This window comes from Rhizobium sp. USDA 4016 (assembly GCF_056279705.1).
In genome coordinates this window covers 73756-98871 of record NZ_JBWCCY010000001.1, presented here as the reverse complement: position 1 = coordinate 98871, position 25116 = coordinate 73756, and the positions used below count along the sequence as shown (strand labels likewise).

Sequence of the window (25116 nt, the reverse complement as noted above, 5' to 3'; positions counted from 1 at the left end):
CCTCATCGGTGCGTGCGATCCAGCTCACTTCAAGTGGTGGCGGAGTGGCCTATGTTGTTAGGAGGATGAGCTGTCGTTCGCAGCCAGCAGATATGGTCCGACAAAACAAGCGCCCGCATAGCGCTGGTGCGCTTCTTGCGCTGGTGCCGTCGGCCGAGAAAATCCACCGCGACGGCGTGTCCGGCACACCTTCCAGCGGTGACGTCCAATGACGGGAAAGACAAAGATGAGCGAGAGAATGAACAGCATCGTTGCTCCTGGCCGCGTTGCGGTCATCACGGGAGCTGCAAAGGGCATCGGCTTGGCAATCGCGAGGGCTCTCGCGGCCCGCGGCATGAAGCTCGCATTGTTGGATCTCGACACCCACGCACTTGATGATGTTACCTCGACACTCGATACGGACACTCTGGTTGTGAGCGGCGACGTCTCGGATCTATCGACACTGACGAGGTTGCAGGACGAAACGCTCTCTCGGTTTGGCGACGTGGCCATCCTTGTAAACAACGCGGGCATTACGCAAGGAGCCGGCCCCTGGGATGATCCTGTAAAGTGGCGACGCCAGATCGATGTAAACTTCGGAGGTGTTCTAGCCGCACAACACGTCTTCGTGCCCTACCTGATCAAGGCAGCCCGACCATCGGCGGTCGTCAACCTCGGCTCCAAGGAAGGAATTACAACTCCTCCAGGCAATGCCGCCTATTCGGTGGCAAAGGCAGCTGTCAAGGTGCTGACCGAACAGCTGTCGCACGAGCTTTTGAAGGAGACGGGAGGTCGTGTATCGGCTCATCTCCTCGTCCCTGGCTACACGTGGACACCCATGAACATCGCACTCAAGCCGAAGGGCGCTGCCAGGCCCGATGAGGCATGGACCGCAGAGCAGCTGGTCGAATACTTCCTGGCCCGTCTGCTCGACGAGGACTTTTACATCATTTGTCCTGATAACGCGGTCACGTCTGAGATCGATGCCAGACGGATCCGCTGGGCGGCCGACGACATGATCCTGAACCGGCCGGCGCTTTCACGCTGGCACCCCGACTGGATGGATAAATTTGCAGCCTGGTTGAAGGCAGGCCACTGACGGTGGAATGTTTGTAGAGGAGCGTAGTCCAATGCCTAGACCCTATGTAATCTGTCACATGATGTCGCCGCTCGATGGCCGATTGATCGTCAATGATTGGGCCGAGGCAACCGGCCATTCGGTCGATGAGCTCGTGAAGATCTATGACGACCTGCATGAGAAGATCGGCGCCGACGCCTGGCTTTCGGGAAGAGCGACGGGAGAAGAGTTCGCGGACGCCGTCGACCATCCCTATCAAACAACCGGCACGGCCGCGCGACCGATCCATATCGCCAACCCGGATGCCGACGAGTTCGCTGTTATCGTTGATAAGGACGGTCGGCTACGCTGGGACAAGAACGACATTGAGGGGGCTCACCTTGTCGTGCTGACAGGATCTGACGTGGATGATGCTTACCTGGCGGGCCTCACCCAGGCTGGCGTTTCCTATATCGTATCGGAGAAAGATGGCGTCGATCTGAAAAACGCGCTCGACGTTCTCGGAACCGAGTTCGGTGTGAAGCGCTTGATGCTGGAAGGCGGGGCGCAAACTAATGGCAATTTCTTGGATGCGGGTCTTGTTGACGAGGTCAGCCTAGTCATCTTCCCTGCGATCGGAGGCAAGTCGAATACACCGGCCATATTCGAGGGCGGTGAGGATGGGCTTGCCGGCGGGGCGAGGCTCACGTTTATCAGCGCCGAAGCCGCTGGCCTCGGCTCCGTCCATCTGAGATATCGCGTTGGACGTCCGTAGGAGACGTCCTAGGAGAAGACTGTAGAAGGGATCCCCCAATCGGAGGGCCCAGCTTGAGATGGACAGGTGCCGCCTTGCGCGGCATCTATCCGAAGGATTGTTGGCGATATTCACTTGCTCTCCTGCGATGCCACTCGAAGTGGCACATTGGCTCCTTCCAAAGCCGCGCGGACGTCGACTGACGGTTCCTGATCGGTGATGATAACTTCGAACTCGTCAATGGTGGCCAGGACATGAAGAGCGGTATGATTGAAGCGCTTATGGTTTAAGAGCAGGCAGCGACGCGCGGCGCTTGCAATCATCGCTCGCTTCGAGCGGACAACGTCATCATCCATATGGTAGACGCGCAATCCAGAAACTGCCGGCGTTGAGATAAAGGCGATGTCGGCGCTGAGACGCGACAGTGCCTGTTCGGCGACGACGCCGAAAAAACCATTGAACTTCATCGAATAGCGTCCACCGACCGCAATCAGGTTGATCCCTGATTCCGTCTTGAGCCGATCGATGACCGCCGCATTGTTGGTGATCACCGTCAGCGGCCTCCTCTGTGGCAGCAATTCCCCGAGCACCGACGCCATAGATCCGTCGTTGACCATCACCGTCATGCCGGGCTCGACGAGTTCAAGGGCGGCCTCGGCCATCCGGCGCTTGGCCTCGCCCTCCTGCTGCTGGCGAAACCGGAAATCGCTTTCGAAATGGCCTCCTGCCTCGATCGTTGCCCCGCCACGGACCTTGCGAAGCATCCCTGCCTGCTCAAGATCATCCAGATCCCGGTGGATGGTCATCTTGGATACAGCGAACCGATCAGATAGGTCGTCGAGATCCACCACCCTCTGCGCGACCAACAGGTCCATAATGGCCTGCCTCCGATCATCTCTCTTCATATTTTAGTCCTCCGGCGCACTAATCCGATCCTTTAACATCAAGATCCGCCGCTACAAATCACATGCAAACATCATTTTTCGTTAGTTTGTCTTGCTCTATTCGACAACGCCACTGACGCTGCTGGCATAATGGGACACGGCCGAAGGCGCTCATTTTCTAACGAAACAGGATGTTTTGGGGGTTCAAGCGCAAATGTCATCGCCATGGAGATGGTCCCGCGCGTCAGCCGCGCACGAAAGATGGAGGCCTTGTCCTCCATGGTCAACATCGCGGGCTACCGGGTCGTCATCAAAGCGGGCGCGAATATAGGGCTTCTTCACCGGGCAGATCACCGCAGCGGGCAAGGTGTTTGGAAAAGGCCGGAGTCACTGACACCCGGCCTTTTCTCTGCTTATCGCCTTGGGAGGACGATTGTGAACGATGCAGCTTGGCGTTCGCGCTGCTTCAAATCGATCAAACTCTTGATACGTCTCCGTCGGCCACACAAATCTCGACGAGCATGAGCTGGCGATCCGTCAGGCGCGACGGATAGATTTTTGACAGCTGCTCCTCGTGCATGGGAACGATTCGTCGTTCGTCCATACCAACGATTTTGAGCATCTCCTCGGCGGACTCGATCAGACGTGTCTGGCTGCCATTGGCAAGGCCCGGCGGCACAAAGCAGGGATCGGTGGCGTCCTCACCCGTGAGGTTGCTGTAGGTGTAGATGACGTCGCCGGACAGGACAAACTTGCCGTCTCCACCGCCGGTCTCCACCACCACATATTGCGATCCTGCGGTATGGGTGTCGAATGCCGGATAGACATGAACGCCTGGTACCAGGTTTTCCCGCTCTCCCTCCACCAGTTCCAGGCGGCCTTCGATATTTGCCTGGGTCAGATAGAGGATATCCGCCGGATTCAGTCCGGCCTGCAATGAACGGAAGCGCCGACCCTTTGCCAGAATCCACATCCAGGATTCCAATTCTTTCTTCTGAATGAAAATCTTAGCATTTGGGAAGAACTTTAGGCCGCCAATGTGATCGAAGTGCGCGTGCGTGAGGATGACATGCGTGACGTCTTGGGGCCTGATCCCGCATTCCCCGAGAACGATTTCCGGAGGCGTCCAACCGGTAACGCCGATTGAGTTGGCGATCTGGCCTCCGAAATCGGCGGCGTCGTGACCGGCATCGACCAGAACGACTGCATCTCCCGACTTGATGAGTATGTATGCGAACGGCAGGTTCATCGTGCCCTGATTATGGGCGCCGTAAAAAACCCCGCTGACCGGGTGCACCGGGCTTCGAGAGTATTCAAGCACCCAGATCGAATGCGTTCCCATGGTCTTCCTCCCCATGTCCAAGTAGGGACCCTCCACAGCATGCTCTCGTGTCGAAGGTCGACGTGCCTAAGATGGCGGCCGATCGTTTCAGCTCGATCGCCGCATTTGAAAGCAGCCCCAGCAGGGGTGCATCTGAAACCAGGACACCGCGCTGCAGGTGCTCCTCCGCCTCGGCAAGCAGGCCATCTGCCCGTCCAAGATGGGAGAGTGCGTGGCCCTGCCCCGCGAGACCGCGCGAGCCCGCAAGCGAGGAACGGACGGATCGCTTTATCTCTGTGGCGCGATTGGCGAGTTCTCCAATCAAGAGGCGCATGCTCTTCTCCCTCAATGCCATATGCATGAAGGAGTAGATCGCGAGGAGCTCGCCATATGTCGTGACGAGCGCCTCGAGGCATGCGCGCGCCTCCGGCGATGGAACCGAACCCACGAGCGCTTCACAGCGGAAGCCGCCGAAAACGGTGCCTCCGCTGGCCATCATCGTACAGCCGTCGGCAGCGGAGCGTTTGACGGAAGAAGGCTCGCTTCAGTCAAAGCGTCCCAAAATGCAGCGGGTATTGTCTCGTTGATCGCCTTGACGTTCTGCTCGACTTCCAATGCGCTCTTTGCACCCATGACCAGCGTGGCCACTGCCGGATGCGCATAGACGAATTGCATCGCCGCTGCAGGCAAGCTCACCGCATATCTTAAGCAAATGCTCTCGATGGCCTTGACCTTTTCGACGACGGCCGCCGGAACCTTGCCGTAATCGTAAGTGGCCGCGGGACCGCTTACGCCGGTCGCGAGGATCCCGGAATTGAAGATCCCGCCGGCGATCACGGAGACGTTCCGCTGGAGCAACTCGTCGAACGCGGCCTCAAGCGGGGCATGATTCAAAAGGGTGTAGCGGCCGGCGATCAACGAGCAGTCGATTGGAAATTCACGGGCGACACCCACGACAGACTCGGTCTCGTTGACACCCAGACCAATGGCCGATACGGCTCCGCTGGAGCGAAGTTCGTCCAGTGCCTTGTAACCGGAGGCCCGCAACTGGTTCCAATAGAATTCGCTCTGGTCGCCGTGCCATGCCCGACCAACGTCATGCACGAGAAGAACGTCAATATAGTCTAGGCCGAGGCGCTGTTGGCTGTCTTCGAATGCGCGCATCACGCCGTCATAGGTGTAATCGTAGGTATCGAGAAACGGAAGCGGGTCGATCCACTCGATGCCGTAGACGGTCTCTAACTTCTTCGTCCTGCTTGCGGGCTTCAATACGCGTCCGACTTTGGTGCTTACCACCACGTTTTCGCGCAGCTTGTTCGCCCTGAGGGCATGGCCAAGATAATGCTCCGACTTGCCGAATCCATACATCGGCGCGCAATCGAAATAGCGGATGCCGGCCGCATACCCGGCGAGGATCGTCGCTTCGAATTCGTCGTAGGAGACATCGGCGTTGAAGCCAGAGAGCGGCACTGTGCCTAGCCCAAGCGAAGTTACCTGCACTTTGCTTTTTCCGAGCGGCCTAGTTTCAAGTTCGGTCATGTGATCATCCCTAGATGTCGATAGGAGGCGTCGAAGCGATGTAGCTTCCGCCATGCCGTCATTGTTCGGGTAAAGCCCGTGTCCCAAATGCGTGTCAGGTCGCCGGCGTCTGCCGCCAACCACACCAGAAATGCTTGATGGACCTCCGTGGCCTGACTCCTCAATCGGCAAGGTGTAAGGTATAAGGTCATACCTATAGAGGCAAGCGTTTTTTGCATGCCGCCATCCGCATTTTGCGAATTGCTTGAAATGCCGCCTACGCGCAACGGGGCGCGGCAGCTCGTCTCAGCCGATCGTTGATTGCCCTGCCAAGGCCAATCAGAGGCACAGGGGCGAATGCAATCACGTCACTCGCGCCGGCCAAGGCGTCGGCTTCACTCATGGCGGTGTAGAGGTTGCGGGCAGCTTCCTGAAGGTCACCGGAAGAAGACAGCGTCAATTGACAGCCCTCGCACTCCGGTCCGAAACCGACCCAGACCATATTGGCGGCAGGACGGTCGACATTCATCTGAACGGCGGCTTCCGGAGCATAATGGCTCTTTAGCTGGCCTGGTGCCGAGACTTTTTGGGGCCCAGTGTCCTCGTCAATCGGGCCTAGTAAAACTTCCAGTGCCTCCCGCGGAACTGACCCGTGGCGTAGAATAATCGGAGATCCGACCAAAGACAGAATAGTCGATTCCAGGCCGTGATCGCATATGTCTTCTTCCACGATTCCCGAAATCCGTCCGTCCAACTGGCGGACAACTTCCACGAAGCGGGTCGAGGTGACCTTCCCGGAACGATTGGCTGAAGGCGCTGCCACCGGAAATCCGACGGCCCGGATCAGCCGTTGGGCGACACTCGACGAGGGAAATCGGATTGCGACATTTTTCATGCCCGCGGTAACTGCGGTTGCGAGCCCCGCGTCTTCCCGCTTTGGCAGGAGCAATGTCAGAGGTCCCGGCCAAAAGCTGGCAGCAGCCAACTCTGCCTCCGGATTGAAATGTGCCATCCTGCGCGCCATTTCCACGTCCGAAACGTGGATAATCAGGGGATTATGCCGCGGGCGTCCTTTGGCTTCATAGATGCGCTCGATCCCGGCGGGGCTGCTGGCGTCCGCGCCGAGCCCGTAAACCGTCTCCGTCGGAAACGCGACAACTTCGCCATTTCGCATTAGCCGGGCGGCAGCTTCAATCGCGCTGTCGCTGACGTCAAAATGACGGGTGGTGGTCATCTTTTTTCCTCGCGCTGGTTCTGGAAGGGAGCAGAGATCGATACGACCAAAGCCATTGGCTCAGGAGGCCCGGTTCGGCGTGCCTCCTGACAGCCTCAACGTCGTCCCCGCTGGGCCAAACTCAGTTCAAGCCGACTACGCTATGCGGCACGTATGGCTCCTCGAGTTCGCGGACCTCGTCGTCGCTTAGCTTGACGGCCAAGGAAGCGACGGCATCCTTCAGATGCTGTAGCTTCGTTGCGCCGATTATAGGAGCCGTCACGCCCGCCTTTGTGTTAAGCCACGCCATCGCAACGAGGGATCGCGGGACGTTCTTGTCGTCTGCAATCTTTGCGACGACGTCTACGACGCGGCGATCCGCCTCGTCCGCGTGACCGTAGAACCGAGCGGTGACATTGTCGGTCTCGGACCTCAAACTGCTTTCATCCCAAGGCCGGCTGAGGCGCCCGCGAGCCAGCGGACTGAACGCGATAATCCCGACCCCTTCAGCTTTACAGAGCGGCAACATCTCCCGCTCTTCCTCGCGATAAAGGAGGTTCATCTGAGCTTGCATCGAAACGAAACGCGACCATCCGGCAGCGTCCGACTTGTAGAGCGCGCGCGCAAATTGCCATGCGTAACAATTGCTGGCTCCGATGTAGCGAACCTTGCCGCTTCGAACGAGATCGGTCAGCGCTTCCAGCGTCTCTTCGATCGGGGTCGAATTGTCCCAGAAATGAATTTGGTAGAGGTCGATGTAGTCGGTCGCCAGCCGCTTGAGGCTGGCCTCAGCCTCCGCGATGATTGCCTTGCGGGAAAGTCCGACCGCATTCGCTCCATTGCGCATCTTGCCGTAGACCTTGGTGGCAATGACAACCTCATCACGCTGCACCATCTCCCTGAGCAGCTTGCCGATGATCTCCTCGCTGGTGCCGTCCGAGTAGGCATTGGCCGTGTCGAAGCAGTTTATGCCCTGTTCGAGTGCCTCTTTGATAAAGGGCCTACTGTCGTCTTCGGACAAGGTCCAAGCATGGTTGCCGCGATCGGCGACGCCGAAACTCATGCAACCAAGAACCAGTTGCGAAATCTTCAGACCTGACCGGCCAAGCTGACGATATTCCATCTGTCATCTTCCTTCTGATACGGTTTTAGAGCCGAACTTGGCGAGCGACTGCGCCAGCTCTGGATGAGATTTGGCATATTCATGGAGATCGATTCCGGCGACCGCGGCATCCCAGGCCGCACGGACCGCTCTGACACCAGCCGACGGCCCGCCGGGATGGCTGACGACGCCACCACCGCAAAGGTAAAGGTGGTCAAGCGTCTGCTCCGTCCTTCGATAGGTCTCAGGCGCCTGTCCACCCCATTGACCCGAACAAACGACCGGTAGCGGGCGGTCGGCATTACTGAAGATCGGTTTCTGGAGATCATGGAACGACTGAACGAAAGAGGCGTCCGGCTCCCAGTATTTGGCGGCGATGCCGTTGATCTGGAATTGGTCGACGCCGAGAAGTCGCCAAAGCTGTTGGTAGACCGAGAAATCGAACCCAAGACCTGGATGTCGGGTGAGAAGATCCCAGCCGTTGCGATGGGCGTGCAAGACAAGGGACGACCGCCGACGCAGGAACAGAAAAGCGCCCATGCCGATCGAATTGATGTTGATGACGGCGGCGTTTCCACCCTCGCGCACGACCAGGTCGTGCTTGCGAACCATCTCGTCGGGATCGACGTCGGAAATGCCGAAGGCATACATCACCTTCTTGCCGGTGCGCTGCTCCTGATCCCGGATGATCGGCATGATCGCTTTCACCCGCGCCTCCAACGAGGAGTACGGTGGCGACATCAGTTTCTCGTCGTCCTTGATGAAGTCGACACCGGACGCGACGAGTTCAGCAACCACCTGCGCCGTTTCGTCCGGGGTGAGGCCGAGCGCGGGCTTGATGATCGTGCCGATGATTGGCCTATTGTAGACGCCGGTCAGACGGCGGGAGCCTTCGATCCCAAATTGAGGCCCCGGGTAGACGCCTTCAAACTCTGGAGGCAGCTGCAGGCCGATGACCCTCAGCCCGGTGAATTCCTTGATCGACCAGACCCCGCCCAATGCAACCGTGGTGACTGCCGCGAGGTCAGTTCCGATGGCCTCCAGGGGATAGGCGATTGTTGTCTCCGCTCGGTTGAAGACTTCGCCCGCTGCAGGGAGCGAGGGAACCTCGACAGAGTCCAGTTTCTCGAAAGCGACCACGCGCGCGGCCGCGCGCGCCTTCAGTTGCGGCGTCTCTCCGGGCAGGTCAACAAATGTACCCGTCGACTGGTCGCTTCCGATCTTGACCGCCAAGGCCTCAGCGCTCCCGGCGGTCTCAATCCGATAGGTGACCAGAATGTCCGAGGGCCTGCGCTGAGCCAGATCCATCGCTCTCATGCCTCCGGAACTGGCGCGCCTTCAGGGATGAGGCCGGACGACTTCAGGTCGGCCCAGAACGCAGCCGGAACCGGCGTCGAGATCGCGGCGACGTTTGCGGCGACGTGTTCGGGCGCCAGCGCTCCCTGTACCACCGCGGTCACTGCAGGATGTGCGTAGACAAATTGTGTCGCTGCAGTCGCAAGCGAGACGCCATGGCGCTCGCAGACGGCTTCGAGCGCCTCGACCTTGCGGACGATCGCTTCAGGCGCGGGCTGGCAATCGTAGGTGCGGGTGGTTGTCATCGACTTGCTACCCTCGGCGAGGATGCCGGAGTTGTAGATGCCAGCCGCAATGATACCGATGCCGCGACGCTGCATTTCTGGATAGAAATGGTCGAGAGCGCCGTGGTTGAGCAGGGTGTAGCGCCCGGCGACCATGGAGCAGTCGAGATCAAATTCCTCCGCCACCTGCAGGACCGACGCGGTTTCATTGACGCCGAGGCCGATGGCCTTCACGGAGCCTGTGCTGCGCAGCTCGTCACACGCCTTGTAACCGCTCGATCTCAGCGCCGAAAGGTGGGTGCTATACGCCTCGCGGTGCCATTCGCCGCTCACGTCGTGGAGATAGAGGATGTCAATGTGGTCCATACCCAGGCGCTGCTGGCTATCTTCGAAAGCGCGCATGATGCCGTCATAGGAATAGTCGTAGTCATCGACGAATGGCAGCGCCTTCACCCAGTCGATGCCGTAAAGGCTCTCGGCGCGCTTTGCGCGGCTTTCCGGCTTGAGTATCCGCCCCGCCTTGGTGCTGACCACGACCTTGCCGATGAGATCATTGTTGCGAAGGACATGGCCGAGGGAATGCTCGGACTTTCCAAGGCCGTAAAGGGGCGCGGTGTCGAAATAGCGGACACCCAAGTCGTATGCCTTGAGGACGACCGCCTCGAAAGTCTGGAAGCTCACATCGACATTGCACCCACCGAGCGGCGAGGTACCCAGCCCTAGCGAGGTCAGCGTCACATCGGTCTTTCCAACTTTTCTCTTCAACATGATGGTCGATCCTATTTCCCTGGTGTAAGGCGGACGGCCGTATGGGCCGTCCGCCGTTGTCCGATTACATGTACTTCTCGACATTGGTGGAATCGAGCACGAGCCACGGCACGACGTAGTCCTTCTCGGTGCCGCCCTTCCATTCCATCAGCGAGCCCCAGATTTCGGACTGTGGCTTGTAGCTCTCGCCCTTGATCGCCCGCAGTGCGAGGTCGACCGCGCCCTGGCCTTCGGCGCGGGCGTACTTGTAGAGGCTGACCGCCATCTCGCCCTTCTTCACGGCGCGCTTTGCGTCCGGGATGCCGTCGATCGCAAGAACGGGAACGGTCTTGAGATCGATGCCGGCGCTCTTCATGGCTTCGATCGCGCCAAGCGCCATCTCGTCGTTTTCCGCAAGGACGCCGTTGATCTCACCCGGGTGCGCGAGCAACCAGTTCTCCATGAGCGCCTGACCCTCGGCGCGGCTCCAGTTGCCTGTCTTGTCTTCGATGAGCTTGAGGTTCGGGAACTTGGCGAGACCAGCGTCGATGCCTGCTCGGCGCTCGATCTGGGCCGACTGGCCGATCGGACCCTCCATGAGGACGACGTTGCCGCCGTTCGGAAGGCGCTTGGCGAGTTCCTCAGCGATGATCCGGCCGCCTTCGGTATCGTTAACGATGATGGACGCGGTGTATTTCGTCGACTTGGTCTTGAGCGCTGACACGATAAGCGGGATTTTCGCTTCGGCGGCCTTTTCGATCGGCGGTGCCGAGGCCTCGAGGTCGAACGGTGACATGATGATCGCGTTGAATTGTTGGGTGATCGCTGTGTCGATCTGGTTCGCCTGTGTCAGTGGATCATACTTGCCGTCGAAAACGGTGATCTCGACCTCGCCCGATTTGACGGCGGGATGGTTCTGGATTTCCGTCGACCAAGCCTTCATGTACTCGCCGGACTCACCGAACGAGAGAGCCGCGATCCGAATTTTGTCCTGCGCGAAGGCGAAGTTCCCGCCAGCCAACGTCGCTACGGCGATTGCCATACCCACACCCGCATTGAGCAGGTTCCTCCTAGACATCTGCATTTCATATTCTCCTCTGGTTTAAGATACGTCCGGACGCGACACGCTGGGCCGGACATTGTCGCCGGCCTTCCCCGGCGGCAATTTCGGGATTGGTCTTATTTGCGGATTTGGTCGGCGATGACCGCGACCACGATGATCGTGCCCTTGAGGACCTGCTGGTAGTATGAAGACACGCCCATGAGGTCCATGCCGTTGTTGATCGTGCCGATGATGAGCGCGCCGATCAGTGTGCCGAGCAGCGATCCGCGGCCGCCCGCAAGGCTCGTACCGCCGATCACGACGGCGGCGATCGCATCGAGTTCATAACCGATGCCCGCTTGCGGCAGCGCAGCGGTAGTGCGAGCCGTCAGGACAAGCCCCGCAAGACCAGCCAGGAGGCCCGAGATCACATAGGTCGCACCGACGATCACCTTGGTGGAAATGCCGCTCGTGCGAGCCGCCTTCTCGTTGCCGCCAACTGCGTACACATAACGGCCGAAAGTCGTATAGTTCAGAACGGTCCATCCAATCAGGAAGACGACGAACAGGATGACGATCGGTACCGGGATATACATGATCTGCCCGGAGCCGATCCACTTGAAGGGATCCGACAGATTCGGGATGGGGCGTCCTTCCGAAAAGATCAAGGTGAGACCGCGGGCCACGCTCAACATGCCAAGCGTCACTACGAACGGCGGGACCTTGACCGCGGCAACAAGCACGCCGTTCACCAAGCCGAGGCCGGCTCCCGCCGCGAGGCCCGCAAAGATACCGAAAAGCACGAACTGCTCGTTGGTCTCCGTTACGAGGCTGGCGGCGATCATGCCCGCGAGCGCCATTACGGAGCCGACCGATAGGTCGATGCCCTTAGTAAGGATGACGAAGGTCACTCCGATCGCCAGAATGCCGTTGATCGACGACTGGCGAACGAGATTCAGCCAATTCAACCATGTCATGAAGTACTGGTTCGCGAACGCGAAGAACGCGACGATCAGGAAAAACACGAGAACGATGCTGAACTGCCTGATCATTTCCCCGGCGCGGAAGTTTCCGGGCTTCGCCGCAGCGATGGTATTCATTACTCAAGTCCTCCCGTGAATGGGGCTACGACCGCTCATCAGCTCGCCATGTCCATAAGCGTTTGTTGCGTTGCTTCGGCACCGTCGATGATGCTGAGCAGCTGCCCCTGTTTGAAAATCGCGATCCTGTCGCTGAGCTGCATGATCTCCGGTGCCTCCGAGGAGACCACGAGGACGCCGTTGCCCTTTGCCGCGAAGTCTCGCAGGAACGCGTAGATCTCCTGCTTGGAACCTTCGTCGATGCCACGCGTCGGTTCGTCGCAAATGAGAAGCTTTGGATTTGTCAGAAGGCACCGGGCCAGCACGACTTTTTGTTGGTTGCCCCCTGACAGAGTTTCGACGGCAACATCTGGCGACGCCGACTTGATCCTCTGTGAGACGATCATGTCTTGAACTGCGCTGCGCTCTTTGTCCCCGCGGATGAAACCGCTGATGGCCATCAAGGCCAGCGATGAAAGCGTGATGTTGTGGGCGATCGATGCCGACAGCACGAGACCACTGTCCTTGCGATCCTCGGTCACCATCGCCATTCCACGTTGAATTGCGTCCTTAGGACTGCCTGGCTTGACCTTACCGCCGTTGAAGACAACTTCGCCTCCCGTTGGTGAGTGCAGCCCGAATATTGTCTCGAGGAACTCGGTTCGTCCGGACCCAAGCAGCCCGTAGATTCCGACCACTTCGCCCGACGCCACGTCTAGCGAGATGTCTCGGAAATGAGGCCCTCGCGCCAAGTTCGACACCGAAAGCAGGATTGGCGCGTCTTCGAGAGGCTTGCCCTTCTCGACCAGCTTGACCTCACGGCCGACGATCTGTGTCACAAGATGACGGCGGTCGATGTCGCTGATGTTTCCAGTCTCGATGAAACAGCCGTCGCGGAACACTGTGTACTCATCCGCGATCTCGAAGATTTCGGTGAGTTTGTGAGACACGTAGATAATTGCGGAACCGCGCGCGGTGATCTTGCGGAGCGCGTTGAATAAGACATGGACTTCGTGTTCGCCGATAGCCGATGTCGGCTCGTCCATGATGACGATATGTGCCCGATAGCTGAGAGCCTTCGCAATTTCGACGAGCTGAATCTGGGCGAGGCTCAGTTCCCCCATCTTCTTGGCAGCGTCGACTTCAAAGCCGAGTTCATCGAGGAATGCCTGGGCGTCCCTGCGCATCTGGCTAAAATCGACGAGCACACCAAGCCGTTTCGGCTCGCGTCCAAGGTAAAGGTTCTCGGCGACAGTCATCTCGGGGACGGGGGACAGCTCTTGAGTGATGATCGCAATGCCGTGACGCAAGGCGTCAGCGGCGCTTTTGAAGTCGACCTGCTCGCCATCGATCTCCACTATCCCGCCATCGCGGCGGAGCAGTCCCATCGTGATGTTGAGGAATGTCGACTTGCCTGCGCCATTACCGCCGCACAAGGCATGGACGGTCCCGGCCTTTAGAGTCAGTCGGCCATCAATGAGCGCTGGGACGCCGTTGAACGACTTTTCCACGCCCTCGGCCCGCAGAAGCACGCGTGCCGAAGACGACTGCGCGGTTGCCTGAACTGTTATCTTCTCAGTTGCGTTGACCATGATATGACGTCATACCTCGTAAAATCGAAATCTATGCCGCGTGTGTGCGGATCGCATGCCGTATTGGTTCTACGCGGCGTCCAGTTCGAGGATCGCGCGTGCCTCCTGAGGTGTAGCCGGCTCACGTCCGACCTTTTGGGCAATCTCAACAGCGCGCGATATGACTTCCGCGTTCGTGGGTGTGCCGAACTCGCGATAGGGATAGTCGCCTATTCCAATAGCCATGTGGCCGCCCAGACGGCAGATCGCAGGAGCAATGTTCAACAGATTGCCCCCAAGGCAATTGACCGTCCATTCGATCGGCCGGTCGTCGGGCAGAAATGCAAGATGCGCCATGAGACCCGCCTCGGTCGGCGGATGCCCGGTAATGTATCGCCCTCCCGTTAGGTGCAGGAGAAAGTAGGCGGGCCCTCTCACAAGGCCCGCGTCCATCAGAGCGATCGCGCGGCGCGTGAACCCAACAGACCAGGAAACCAGCTTCGGCTTTACGCCCTTTTCGGCCAATGTACGCGCGTAGTGCGCGAGACTTTCGGTCGTGTTGAGATACAAACGTTCTGGATTTTCGAACCTGCGCGTCTCGGCATCCCAAAGCTCGAGATTGGCCGAACCGGTATCGATGGGCGCAATATCGGGCTTCGTAGCAGGGTCCAATGCCAAGGTTGCGACCGTGTCGATGCGCTTCATGGCGTCGGCATCATTCGAGATAAAGCCGAGCGTGGGAAGGATGAGTAGATCGGTCGCCCGCCTGACTTCGCGGATGATTTCAGCGTTTGCCTCAACGGTGTTTGTCGCACCGCCGTCGGCTGTCCTGGCATGATAGTGGAGAATCGCCGCTCCCGCCTTGCGGGCTGCAACGGCGGCCTCAACGATCTCGTCGGCGGTGTATGGGATATTAGGGTTGGATGTGCGCGGCGCGTACTCGTTGACCCTGGCTTCGAGGATGATTTTCTTTTGCATCTTTTGCTCCTTACGCCGCCAGATAACCCGAGGTGCCCGCCTTTGCCCGCAGGAAGAAGTCATCGGCACCAATCTGCCCGCCCTTCAGCATGACTTCGAGGCCATCGACTTCGGCGTCGCCCGGCGCATCCAGGCGGCAGACATGGCAATTTTGAACTTCGTCAAAAACGGCGATCTCGAGCGCTTCGGCGCCGATTGTCCGCACCGCATAGCTCGAACTGTCACCGCCCGAAAACACGATCCGCGGCAAGGAAACCGCGCGACGCACGGCACGCGCAACGTCACAGTAGATGGCGCCCAAGCGTTCCGCGGGAACATCGCCGCCGGCCACACGGCCGGTTTCCCCGCGAGCGGTGTAGATGATTGTAGGTCGACCGCGCACAAGGCTCTCGATCGCCTTCAAAGCAGCCTCCCGCGCAACTGCCTCAGCATCATCATCGGACCGGACTGTCGAGACATCCAAGTGGACAAGGTTCCACCCGGAAGCTTCGGCCACCGCAATCTGGCGCCCGGTTTGCAGGGCGCAACTACCTGATAAGACGAGTAGATTTTCGACGCCGGCAATCTCCGTCTTGACGGGCTCCGCCGACGATAGCAGGCCCGAGCGGGCCCAAAGAGCGCCGAGTTGTTGCGCCAAGCCTTGAGCTGCAAGCGCGAACATCGGACGTGTCGGATACCGCGCCCAGAGCAGATCGGCGACAGCCGCAAGATCCGCATTTTCGAGCCCATCGAAAATGACCCCTGCCCCCTCTTGGAAGGCCTTGAAGACACGCTCCTCCATTGCCGAGCGGTTCCGGATTGCGGGAAGCGTGACGTTGACGAATTCCTTATCTGTCTGCCCAGCCAGATGCATGCGCAGATCCGCCTCGTGCATCGGCGTCCTGGGGTGGCGCGACATGCTCGGGTGCCGGTCGAGCCGCTCAATCCTGTCGGCAAAGCGCGCGAAGTGATTTCCGAAACAGGTGTAGCGCCCGAAGTCCGGGGTCGCGGCGAGGACTGGAACGTCCCTCTTGCCGAAGTGAGCCGCAGCGCGCGCTAGGACAGCACCATAGCTTCCAACGGTGGGCGACGAGTCGAACGTCGAACAGATCTTGTATTGGATAAGCGGACTGTTGAGGGTGCGCATGATCGAAAACGCGCTGTCAAGCTCCTCGTCGAGCTCGACGCCGGACAACGCCCTTGCGGTACCGGCGAAGCCAAGCACATCATAAGACAGAGCATCTGTTGACGCCGTCTGTGCTGAAGGGCGTGCGAGATAGAGTTTTCCCTTCACACCACTGCGATGGAACTGCGCCAGGTTTTCGGAAGAACCCGTGAAGTCGTCGCCGTAAAACACGGCCTTGAGCTTGCCAGCTGATGTCATCGGATCCTCCCAATATCCCGGCCGAGGATATCTTCCTCCATACATCAGCCGGGCTTCACTCTTGACAATACTCATAGAAGCAGCACATAACTCTGTCAAGGTCATACCTTATACCTTATACCTCATATCTTGAAAATTGGAGGACGAGATGAGACTTTCTGGACGCACTGCCGTGGTGACCGGAGCTGGCCGGGGCATTGGACTAGCGATCGCTGAAGCCTATGTTCGCGAAGGCGCGAACGTCGTGATCGTTGATCGCGATCTCGAAGTGGCTAACGAGGCTGCGGAACGGCTTGGGGAGCGGACTTTAGCGGTCCGTGCCGACATTTCCGTCAGCGAAGACGTCGAGACGATCGTCAAGGAATCGGTCAGCCGTTTCGGCACAGTCGACATTCTCGTCAATAACGCGGGCGTGGGCGCAACCACGCTGTTTCTCGAAAGCTCGAGGGAGGAATTCGAGCGCGTCGTCCGGATCAATCTGACGGGAACATTCCTCGTGGCGCAAGCCTTTGCTCGGATCATGGCCGCCAAGGGCTACGGGAGGATCATCAATATTGCATCCTTGTCCGGCCAGAAGGGCGGTGTCGGACGTTCGGCCTATGGAGCCTCAAAGGCCGGCGTCGAACTCCTCACGAAGGTTATGGCGGTCGAACTCGCGGAATCGGGAATCAATGTGAATAACATCGCACCGGGCCCGATATTGACCGAGGTCTCGAAAGTCATGCACACGGTCGAAACACGTGACGCCTATCATCGGCTCGTTCCGCAACGTCGTTATGGCGAACCATCGGAAATCGCTGATGCCGCGGTGTTCCTTGCGAGCGACGATGCTGCCTATATTACGGGGCACACCCTGAACGTCGACGGCGGCTTCCTGGCCGCTGGCCTCATGTTCCCATTCGATCCGAAAGCCTCGAAGCGGCTGGGACAAATCAGCGAATAACCTGGAGAAGTGGCCAGTTCGACGTTCGGCATTTGTCGCAAGCGGTAAAACGCGGTATGACCTCGTACCTATTCGATTTCTGATTGGAGCGTGACCAGGAATGCTGTCTGTTGACCCAAAGAAAATCCCAAGCCGGCTGGACATAGCGCTCGACTACATTACGGGCGAAATTGCCAAAGGCAACCTCGGGCCTGGCGACAAACTTCCCAATGAAAAAGAGCTGGCCCAGCTTCTCGGGATCAGTCGCACTCCAATCAGAGAGGCGATCAAAACGCTCGCGGTCTCGGGTCTTGTCGAGACGCGTCATGGCTTTGGAAATTACATCCGTAAGGACGAAGGCCTTCCGGCGATGCCGCTCGCGATGTTTCAGCTCTATCTTCAGAGCTCGACGCCTGAGATGCTGATGGAACTGCGATACGTTTTCGACCGCAACTGTTCAGAACTCGCGTCGCTGCGGCGTACGGACGAAGACCTCGCCACGATGAGGGAGTGCATCGACCGACTAAAAAGGCTGTCGGAGGATGCGAACTCCGCGATCGAAGATCTTCTCAAGGCCGACCTCGATTTCCACCGAGCAATATACAAAGCTGCCGGAAACCCGTTGATCGTCGTGATCGCCGACTTCGTGCTGACGATGGTCGCGCCTTGGGTGCAAAAATCGCTAGAGGTCAGTGGCAAATGGCGCGCAGTCGATCTCCACGAACACATGTTTCAGATGATCCGGGACAGAAAGACCGGCGACCTCAGCCGCGAGAGCGTCGAGGAAAACATGGAACACTTCCGCACATCGCTGTTGAAGTGACAGGGAGGACATCACGTCAAGACATAGCGCATCTTGCATTTCGCGCAGGTCCCACTGCGATCATCACCGGCGGCATCTGTAGGCGGACGCGAAGCTTGGATACCGCAAGCCGCCCGGCCTATTCGTCGGTTCTGAAAATTGCCAGAAAACGATAAAGCGCCAGGCTGATTGCGCCTGGCGCCTCGACCGCGAGCAATGCTTGCCCAGCTTTTCAACTAGCGGGCGTGGTATTTCGTATCGACTTCGTCGATAGCGGCAACATTGCTGGCCGAGCGACCGTTCTCGTCGAACCTCTGGGCGAGGAAGGAGTCGACGATCGTCTTCGCAAGTTCCGATCCAATGACGCGGGCGCCCATGGTGATGATCTGGGCGTTGTTCGACAACGCCGCCCGTTCGGCGGAATAAGTATCGTGTGTGAGGGCTGCCCTTATGCCCGGCACCTTATTTGCCGAAATGCAGACGCCGATCCCGGTGCCGCACACCAGGATGGCCTTGTCGTAGGTGCCCTCGAGCACGCCGTTGGCGACCCTGTCGGAGAGGTTCGCATAGAAATCGTCGAGACCGGCGTCCGTCCGGGAGACCTCGAACACCTCGAAACGATCCTTGAGATAATCGGCGAGGACCTTGGCGAGGCCTTCGCCCGCGCTGTCGCCTGCTACTGCAATTTTCATCTTCATCACTCCTCAGATTTTGGCCGCGCACTTTTCGAGGATGTCGAGGTAGCCCTCGATCTTCCAGGCCGAGCGGCCGATGAACAGCCCATCGACATGAGGGCAGGATATGAGCTCTTCGCAGTTGTCCGCGTTGACCGAACCGCCGTAGAGGCAGGGAATGCGCCGGCCGAGCACGGCTTCCGCGAACGCGATGATCTCGGCCTGGCGGGCGTCGGCGTAGTCCGCTGTCGCGGGGATCCCATCGACGCCAATGGCCCAAACAGGCTCGTAGGCAAGCAGTATCGGTTTGTCCTTCTGGTCGGTAGAAAGGCTTCCCAACGCGCCGCGAACCTGGTCCTCGAGGACGTCGCGGGCGCGCCCGGCCTCGCGTTCGGGAAGTGTCTCCCCTATGCAGATGAGCGGGATCAAGCCGTGGCGAACCGCCGCCTCGACTTTCAGTCCTACCGTCACGTCCGTCTCACCGAAATGTTCACGCCTCTCGGAGTGACCAAGCTCGACGATGTCGAGGTTGCAGTCCTTAAGCATCAAGGGCGAAATCTCGCCCGTCCAGGCGCCCTCCTCGTCCCAGTGCATGTTCTGCGCGCCGACCTTCACCGACGTGCCCGCCAACGTGGTCTTCACTTCCCGGACAACAGTGAAAGGGGGGATGACAAAGCGCTGGATGCGCGGATGGGACGTGATGTCTGCGGCCCTGAGACCGTGCGCAAACTGCGCGGCATCGGCAAGCGTCTTGTTCATCTTCCAGCTGGTGCCAATCCAGAGGGTTTTCTTCTCGGTCATCGCCGCTTCACCACGTTTGCGTTCAAATGGATGTTGGCCGACCTAGAGCGAGCCGGCTCGATACCGCTTCGCCATTTCCGCGAGCGGCACAACGTGAATGGAGCTTGCGCGCCCTGCCGTTCCGAAAGCTTCGAATCTTTCGCGACAAAGCTTCGAAAGCGCCGTCATTGCGGGCTTCAAATATTTGCGAGGGTCGAATTCTGTCGGATCTTCGGACAGCACTCTGCGCACCTGTCCCGTCATTGCCATGCGGCAATCAGTGTCGATATTGACCTTTCGTACGCCATGCCGAATGCCGCGCAGGATTTCCTCCAACGGCACGCCCCAGGTGGGCTTCATCCGCCCGCCGAAGCGATTGAAAATTTCCTGCAGCTCCTCCGGCACGCTTGACGAACCGTGCATGACGAGATGGGTATTCGGAAGTTTCCGATGGATCGCCTCAATAACATCCATTGCCAGCACGTCACCGTCCGGCCGGCGTGAGAACTTGTAGGCGCCATGGCTGGTGCCCATTGCGACGGCAAGCGCATCCACCTTGGTCTCCGCGACAAATTTCGCGGCCTCCTCCGGATCGGTCAGAAGCTGATGCGGATCGAGCTTGCCTTCGACGCCGTGACCGTCTTCCGCCTCGCCCGTACCGGTCTCAAGCGAGCCCAGAACGCCAAGCTCCCCTTCCACCGAAACCCCTGCCCAATGGGCCGTGTCGCTGACGCTTCTCGTGACCTTGACGTTGTAGTCCCAATCTGCCGCGGTTTTCCCGTCAGCAAGGATCGATCCGTCCATCATGACGGACGTAAAACCATGCTGAATCGCGGTGACGCAGGTGCTCGGTTCGTTTCCGTGGTCAAGATGGACGCAAACGGGGATATGCGGATAGATTTCCGTCACCGCCTCCATCATGTGCTTGAGCATGATGTCGTTGACATAGGCTCGGGCCCCACGGCTCGCCTGGAGAATCACAGGCGAATCCGTTCCGTCGGCCGCTTCCATGATGGCAAGCGCCTGTTCCATGTTGTTAATGTTGAACGCCGGGACGCCGTAGCCGTGTTCGGCGGCATCATCCAGCAGCTGGCGGAGAGTAATCCTGGCCATGACGTGTTACTCGCTGGTTGGATTGGAATTGAGATAGCTTGCGATCAGGTCGACCTCCGTCGCTGAACCGAAAACCAGCGGCGTGCGGCAATGGTGAGAGGTCGGGATCTTGTCCAGGATGGCGGTCGTGCCGTCGGTGGCCCGCCCCCCGGCCTGCTCCATCAGGAACGCGATCGGATTCGCTTCATACACCAGGCGAAGGCGCCCATTTTCAAAGCCGGGTCGCTTGTCGCCGGCGTAGAAGAACACACCGCCCCTGATCAGGATCCGGTGGAGCTCTCCGACTGCCGATCCGAGCCAACGCATGTTGAAATCGCGGCCGCGCGTTCCCTCCTTGCCGGTCAGACAATCCTGAAGATACAGGCTCATGGCAGGGTGAAGGTGACGGTGGTTGGAAGCGTTATATGCAAGCTCGGACGTGTCCCGAGGTATCTGAACCTGCCTTTTGACGATCAGGAACTCGCTGGTTTGGGGATGCAGCGTCGCCAGCAGCACACCCTCTCCGACCGAAAAGCCCAAATCGACCGTGTTGCCGAATGAGACATAACCGGCCGCGGCCTGGCGCTTTCCAGGGGTTAAAAAGGGATCTTCAGCTTCGCAGAAAGGCATGATCGAGAAGATCGTGCCGACGGGCGTGCCCAGCCCGACATTGCCTGAACCGTCGATCGGATCGATTGCGACCGCAAAATGCTGGCCATTGAGCATAACTGGCGCGTCGGCCTCCTCGGACAGGACCCTGGCAGCGCCTGCGCGTGCGAGTATTTCGATGAACAACTCGTGCGACGCGATGTCGATTGCCTTTTGCGCATCACCGTCGGTATTTGATCCGACAAGGTGGGCCAGATCGCCCTCCAGGGAACCGGCTGCGATGCGTGCGGATAAAAGACAGGCGGCATCCAACACACCGTTGATTAGAGCCGCCACCCCCTGACGGGACAAATCCTCACCAGCCCAGGTCGAGAGGTACTCATCGACAGAACCGTACTGGACGCCCGCTTCGTCATTTCCGTGTGTCGCCGGCGCGCTCATTGCTTGCCCCTTATCCTTGCTAGGGCGCGCGTGACGATTGAGTCACGCGTGATCCCAAATTGCTCGTACAGCGTCTCGGCAGGCGCAGACGCTCCGAAGCCGGACATCCCGATCACGTCGTCTTCGCTGTCGACATACCTAGTCCAGCCGAACTTCGAGAGCGCTTCCACGGCAATGCGCGGCGCGTTGCCGAGGACCGAGCTGCGGTAATCCTTGGGCTGCTGTTCGAAGAGATCCCAGCTCGGCATCGAGACGACAGCGGCGGGAATGTTTCTCGCCTCAAGCTCGTCGGCAGCCTGGATCGCAAGCGCGACTTCCGTTCCGGTGGCGATGATTGTGACGGCACGTTCGCTGCTCGCTTCCCGGAGCACATAGGCTCCCCGTGCGCAGCGATTGATGCCGTCACGCTGGGCGCGCAGTTGCGGGACATTCTGCCGCGAGAGCGCCAAAACCGACGGCGTGTTCTTGCTGGTTATTGCAAGATCCCAGCATTCCAGCGTCTCGATGGTGTCGGCGGGCCGGAATACATGCAAGTTCGGCATTGCCCTGAGGCTGGCAAGATGCTCGACGGGCTGGTGCGTCGGACCGTCTTCGCCAAGACCGATCGAGTCATGCGTCATCACGAAGATAGAGCGGACGCCCATCAGAGCCGCCACACGAATGGCATTGCGGCAATAATCCGAGAAGACGAGGAACGTGCCACCATAGGGTATGACGCCGCCGTGAGCCGCCATACCGTTCATCGCGGCGGCCATGGCAAACTCTCTGACGCCATAGCTGACATACCGCCCGCTTGCAGCGGCGGTGAAATCGCTGTCGACGGCCGGAACCCGGGTCAAGTTTGAGTGGGTGAGGTCAGCGGACCCGCCGATCATTTCCGGAAGCAGCTCCGTCAGCGCTTCCAGTGCGATCTGGCTTGCCTTACGCGTTGCCACTGATTGCGGCTTGTCGAGCAGCTTTGCCTTGGCGGCGTTGACCGCTTCCTCATATCGCGCTGGCAATGAGCCGGCGGTGCGGCGTTCAAACTCACTTCTGACATCTGCGCCCGCTGCTTCGAGCCGCGCTTGCCAGTCCTTGCGCGCCTTGGCGCCCTTCGCGCCGACTTCGCGCCAAGTTTTGAGGATTGGAGCAGGAATCTCGAAAGTGTCCGCCGTCCAGCCATAGGCTGCCTTCGTCGCGGCGGCTTCGCTGGCGCCGAGCGGTGCACCATGTACGGAGCTTGTTCCTGCCCTTGACGGAGAGCCGTATCCAATGATGGTTTTCAGGGCTATGAGGGATGGTCTGGATGCTTCCGCCTTCGCCTGCGAGATCGCCGCGTCAATCGCATCCGGATCATGACCGTCGACGCGCTGCGTGTGCCATCCATACGCGTCGAACCTCGCGAGCACATCTTCCGAAAACGCGATTGCGGTCGAGCCGTCGATGGTGATGGAGTTGTCGTCGTAAAGGAGGATCAACTTGCCGAGCTGCAGGTGGCCGGCCAGCGAAGCAGCTTCCTGACCAACACCTTCCATGAGACACCCATCTCCACAGAAAACGTAGGTCCGGTGGTCGACAAGCGCTGCGCCAAATTCGGTTGATAGGCGCCGCTCCGCGATAGCCATTCCGACAGCCGACGCGATCCCCTGTCCGAGCGGCCCGGTGGTCGTCTCGACGCCAGCGGTGTGCCCGAATTCGGGATGACCTGGCGTTTTGGAGCCCCATTGGCGGAAGTTGCGAACCTGCTCAATCGTCATGTCTTCGTACCCGGTGAGGTGCAGAAGGCTGTAGAGCAGCATCGAGCCATGGCCGTTCGACAGGACGAAACGATCGCGGTCCGGCCAGCCAGGTTCGCTTGAATCGAACTTGAGGTGCCGGCCGAACAGCACCGCCGCTGCATCAGCCATGCCCATGGGCATTCCGGGGTGTCCGGACTTTGCGGCCTCAACCGCGTCGATTGACAGGACACGGATAGCGTTCGCGAGATCGCGGATCGAAACTGCTGCTGTCAATTCTTCCTCCCTTATAAACCGCGACCAATGTGGCGCACTTTATTGGACATCACAATATCGAAATCACAACATCACGCGGAGGATGCGATGAATATAACAATATCACATTCAGACTGCAAAAGTGCGTCCATCGACGTCATACCTCATACCTTATACCTCCATATCTGCGCAATAGCTTTTATTGGCTTCCACGTCGATCGGGAGCCGGAAGGATCAGCCCAGGTCGCTTTCACGGGGCGGTCTGCTTCGATCCGTTTGGTGGCAAACGGACGGATGACCAGCGTGATCACTACCGCGTTGGGCGCTCGAGGTTGGTTGAAACCATCCAATGCGGAATGCTCAATTCGGCTCGCCGATGTTTCCCGACATTTCTCAGTTGACAGCTTTTACAAATGCATTAACGTATACGTTATTGAATTCGAGGAACTCAATAGGCTTTAAAGGGAGGAACCGAAATGCCTTTGACGATGCGCAAGTCCCTGCAGATGATCGCCCTTGCCACTGCCCTCGGCGGTAGCGCTGCTTATGCGCCGAGCGCCTTCGCGGTCGATATCGATAAACAGATCAAGGATATTGAAAGTCACCCGGCAAGCGGGCCCAACGGCGAAAAAGCGACCCTCGCGAGCGACCTGAAGCTATCCGCCGAAGAGATCGAAAAGATTAAGGCGAAGCATGCCAAAGCGGCCATTGTGATGCACTACACGGCGTCTGACTGGGCCAAGGCCCAGATGGCCGGGCAAAAGAAGGCCCTGGAAGAGCTCGGCGTCGAAATCGTTGCGACGACTGATGCTGGATATCGCGCGGAGCAGCAAGTTTCAGACATCGAAAGCGTCATGGCGCTCAAACCTGACGTCATGATCACCGTTCCCGCCGAGCAGTCAGCCACGGCCGCAGCATACAAGAAAGCTGCTGCCGCTGGCATTAAGATCATCTTCCTTGACCAGACCGGCGCCGGGATGAAGGCTGGCAAAGACTATGTGAGCCTCGTGTCTTCCGACAACCGCGGGATGGGAAAGGTCGCCGCACTGCTCATGGCTAAGGCGCTCGACGGCAAGGGCGAAATCGGTCTCATCCCGCATGCGTCCGACCTTTTTGCCACCAAAGAACGCGTGGTCGGCTTCAAGGAAGCGATCAAGGATTATCCGGATATCAAGGTCGTCCAGGAGACCGGTGTCGGAGGCCCTGATTTCTCAAGCGAATCCGAGCGCGTCGCCTCCGCAATGCTGACGGCCCACCCCAACCTCAATGGCATCTGGGCCGTGTGGGACGTTCCAACAGAAGGCGTCCTGTCAGCGGCGCGCGCAGCGGGCGCGTCCAAGAGCCTCGTCATCACCACTTGCGACCTTGGCGTCAACATCTCGATCGACATGGCTAAGAAGGGTTACGTCAAGGGAACCGGATCCCAGCGTCCGTACGGCGCCGGTTATGCCGAGGGCATCCTTGCCGGATACGCCCTACTCGGAAAGGACGCACCTCCCTACGTCGTGCTCCCGGCCCTTGCGGTGACCCGCGATAACCTGATCGAGGCGTGGCCGCAGTCGAACGGCGACCAGGCACCGAAGATTCTCACCGACGCAATGAACTAACGGTGCGCGGGAGCGGCTCCGGCCGCTCCCC

23 protein-coding genes and 1 pseudogene are annotated in these 25116 nt (G+C 59.1%); 6 read left to right on the top strand and 18 right to left on the bottom strand.

Annotation, left to right across the window (positions count from 1 at the left end; all coding sequences use genetic code 11):
- The first annotated feature begins 226 nt into the window (after positions 1-226).
- Positions 227-1078 carry an SDR family NAD(P)-dependent oxidoreductase gene (locus tag ACZ9DP_RS00430; RefSeq protein WP_168318588.1) on the top strand — a complete coding sequence of 284 codons (852 nt, stop codon included), beginning with the start codon at positions 227-229 and terminating at the stop codon, positions 1076-1078.
- A 31-nt stretch (positions 1079-1109) separates the two neighbouring features.
- Entirely contained in the window at positions 1110-1811 is a 702-nt protein-coding gene (locus ACZ9DP_RS00425) for a RibD family protein (RefSeq protein WP_028003124.1), read from the top strand.
- A 110-nt stretch (positions 1812-1921) separates the two neighbouring features.
- On the opposite strand, the gene ACZ9DP_RS00420 is transcribed toward ACZ9DP_RS00425, so the two are convergent.
- Entirely contained in the window at positions 1922-2695 is a 774-nt protein-coding gene (locus ACZ9DP_RS00420; protein WP_037155973.1) for a DeoR/GlpR family DNA-binding transcription regulator, read from the bottom strand.
- Positions 2696-2878: 183 nt separating this feature from the next.
- Here ACZ9DP_RS00420 and ACZ9DP_RS00415 point away from each other — a divergent pair.
- Positions 2879-3044 (top strand): annotated as a pseudogene (locus ACZ9DP_RS00415) (Re/Si-specific NAD(P)(+) transhydrogenase subunit alpha); the annotation flags it as partial.
- A gap of 105 nt (positions 3045-3149) precedes the next feature.
- On the opposite strand, the gene ACZ9DP_RS00410 reads toward ACZ9DP_RS00415, so the two are convergent.
- The 12 genes from ACZ9DP_RS00410 to ACZ9DP_RS00355 all read right to left on the bottom strand — a co-directional run bounded on the left by ACZ9DP_RS00410 (position 3150) and on the right by ACZ9DP_RS00355 (position 16188).
- Positions 3150-4016: an N-acyl homoserine lactonase family protein gene (locus tag ACZ9DP_RS00410; protein WP_028003125.1), complete on the bottom strand. Its 867-nt coding sequence runs from the start codon at positions 4014-4016 to the stop codon at positions 3150-3152.
- On the bottom strand, positions 3988-4494 hold the full coding sequence (locus ACZ9DP_RS00405) for a hypothetical protein (RefSeq protein WP_476199673.1): 507 nt from the start codon (positions 4492-4494) through the stop codon (positions 3988-3990). The genes ACZ9DP_RS00410 and ACZ9DP_RS00405 overlap by 29 nt, the downstream gene beginning before the upstream one ends.
- The gene (locus tag ACZ9DP_RS00400; protein ID WP_013984678.1) at positions 4491-5534 is read right to left on the bottom strand and encodes an aldo/keto reductase; all 1044 of its coding nucleotides are present in this window, start codon (positions 5532-5534) and stop codon (positions 4491-4493) included. The genes ACZ9DP_RS00405 and ACZ9DP_RS00400 overlap by 4 nt, the downstream gene beginning before the upstream one ends.
- Positions 5535-5790: 256 nt before the next feature.
- Positions 5791-6747, bottom strand: a complete 957-nt coding sequence (locus ACZ9DP_RS00395) for an L-threonylcarbamoyladenylate synthase (RefSeq protein ID WP_476199672.1) — start codon at positions 6745-6747, stop codon at positions 5791-5793.
- 121 nt (positions 6748-6868) lie between these two features.
- The gene (locus ACZ9DP_RS00390) at positions 6869-7849 is read right to left on the bottom strand and encodes an aldo/keto reductase (protein WP_476199671.1); all 981 of its coding nucleotides are present in this window, start codon (positions 7847-7849) and stop codon (positions 6869-6871) included.
- A 3-nt stretch (positions 7850-7852) separates the two neighbouring features.
- Positions 7853-9136 carry a 3-oxo-isoapionate-4-phosphate decarboxylase OiaX gene (oiaX, locus tag ACZ9DP_RS00385; protein WP_476199670.1) on the bottom strand — a complete coding sequence of 428 codons (1284 nt, stop codon included), beginning with the start codon at positions 9134-9136 and terminating at the stop codon, positions 7853-7855.
- 5 nt (positions 9137-9141) lie between these two features.
- A complete protein-coding gene (locus ACZ9DP_RS00380; protein ID WP_476199668.1) occupies positions 9142-10176 on the bottom strand; it encodes an aldo/keto reductase in 1035 nt (344 codons plus the stop codon).
- A gap of 64 nt (positions 10177-10240) precedes the next feature.
- Entirely contained in the window at positions 10241-11239 is a 999-nt protein-coding gene (locus ACZ9DP_RS00375; RefSeq protein WP_004129775.1) for a substrate-binding domain-containing protein, read from the bottom strand.
- A gap of 95 nt (positions 11240-11334) precedes the next feature.
- Positions 11335-12297, bottom strand: a complete 963-nt coding sequence (locus tag ACZ9DP_RS00370; RefSeq protein WP_004129777.1) for an ABC transporter permease — start codon at positions 12295-12297, stop codon at positions 11335-11337.
- A gap of 38 nt (positions 12298-12335) precedes the next feature.
- A complete protein-coding gene (locus tag ACZ9DP_RS00365) occupies positions 12336-13868 on the bottom strand; it encodes a sugar ABC transporter ATP-binding protein (protein WP_476199666.1) in 1533 nt (510 codons plus the stop codon).
- A gap of 69 nt (positions 13869-13937) precedes the next feature.
- On the bottom strand, positions 13938-14825 hold the full coding sequence (locus ACZ9DP_RS00360; protein ID WP_476199664.1) for a beta-keto acid cleavage family enzyme: 888 nt from the start codon (positions 14823-14825) through the stop codon (positions 13938-13940).
- A 10-nt stretch (positions 14826-14835) separates the two neighbouring features.
- Complete coding sequence (locus tag ACZ9DP_RS00355) at positions 14836-16188, bottom strand: four-carbon acid sugar kinase family protein (protein ID WP_476199662.1); 1353 nt, start codon at positions 16186-16188, stop codon at positions 14836-14838.
- A 148-nt stretch (positions 16189-16336) separates the two neighbouring features.
- Between ACZ9DP_RS00355 and ACZ9DP_RS00350 the strand changes: the two genes are divergently transcribed.
- Both ACZ9DP_RS00350 and ACZ9DP_RS00345 read left to right on the top strand, forming a co-directional pair.
- Positions 16337-17131 carry an SDR family NAD(P)-dependent oxidoreductase gene (locus ACZ9DP_RS00350; protein WP_476199661.1) on the top strand — a complete coding sequence of 265 codons (795 nt, stop codon included), beginning with the start codon at positions 16337-16339 and terminating at the stop codon, positions 17129-17131.
- 100 nt (positions 17132-17231) lie between these two features.
- Positions 17232-17933, top strand: a complete 702-nt coding sequence (locus tag ACZ9DP_RS00345) for a FadR/GntR family transcriptional regulator (RefSeq protein WP_168318578.1) — start codon at positions 17232-17234, stop codon at positions 17931-17933.
- Between the two features lie 215 nt (positions 17934-18148).
- Here ACZ9DP_RS00345 and derI read toward each other — a convergent pair whose 3' ends face one another.
- Genes derI through tkt form a run of 5 tightly spaced genes read right to left on the bottom strand, consistent with a single transcriptional unit; the run spans position 18149 to position 23499 of the window.
- Positions 18149-18604, bottom strand: a complete 456-nt coding sequence (gene derI, locus ACZ9DP_RS00340) for a D-erythrulose-4-phosphate isomerase (protein ID WP_476199659.1) — start codon at positions 18602-18604, stop codon at positions 18149-18151.
- Positions 18605-18616: 12 nt separating this feature from the next.
- The gene (locus ACZ9DP_RS00335) at positions 18617-19387 is read right to left on the bottom strand and encodes a triose-phosphate isomerase (RefSeq protein WP_476199657.1); all 771 of its coding nucleotides are present in this window, start codon (positions 19385-19387) and stop codon (positions 18617-18619) included.
- Between the two features lie 42 nt (positions 19388-19429).
- Entirely contained in the window at positions 19430-20479 is a 1050-nt protein-coding gene (fba, locus tag ACZ9DP_RS00330; protein WP_004129785.1) for a class II fructose-bisphosphate aldolase, read from the bottom strand.
- 6 nt (positions 20480-20485) lie between these two features.
- Entirely contained in the window at positions 20486-21508 is a 1023-nt protein-coding gene (locus ACZ9DP_RS00325; RefSeq protein WP_476199656.1) for a class 1 fructose-bisphosphatase, read from the bottom strand.
- Positions 21505-23499: a transketolase gene (gene tkt / locus ACZ9DP_RS00320; RefSeq protein WP_476199654.1), complete on the bottom strand. Its 1995-nt coding sequence runs from the start codon at positions 23497-23499 to the stop codon at positions 21505-21507. Before tkt ends, ACZ9DP_RS00325 begins: the two co-directional genes overlap by 4 nt.
- Positions 23500-23954: 455 nt before the next feature.
- On the opposite strand from tkt, the gene ACZ9DP_RS00315 reads away from it, so the two are divergent.
- Positions 23955-25085: a substrate-binding domain-containing protein gene (locus tag ACZ9DP_RS00315; protein ID WP_064843705.1), complete on the top strand. Its 1131-nt coding sequence runs from the start codon at positions 23955-23957 to the stop codon at positions 25083-25085.
- The last annotated feature ends 31 nt before the right edge of the window (positions 25086-25116 follow it).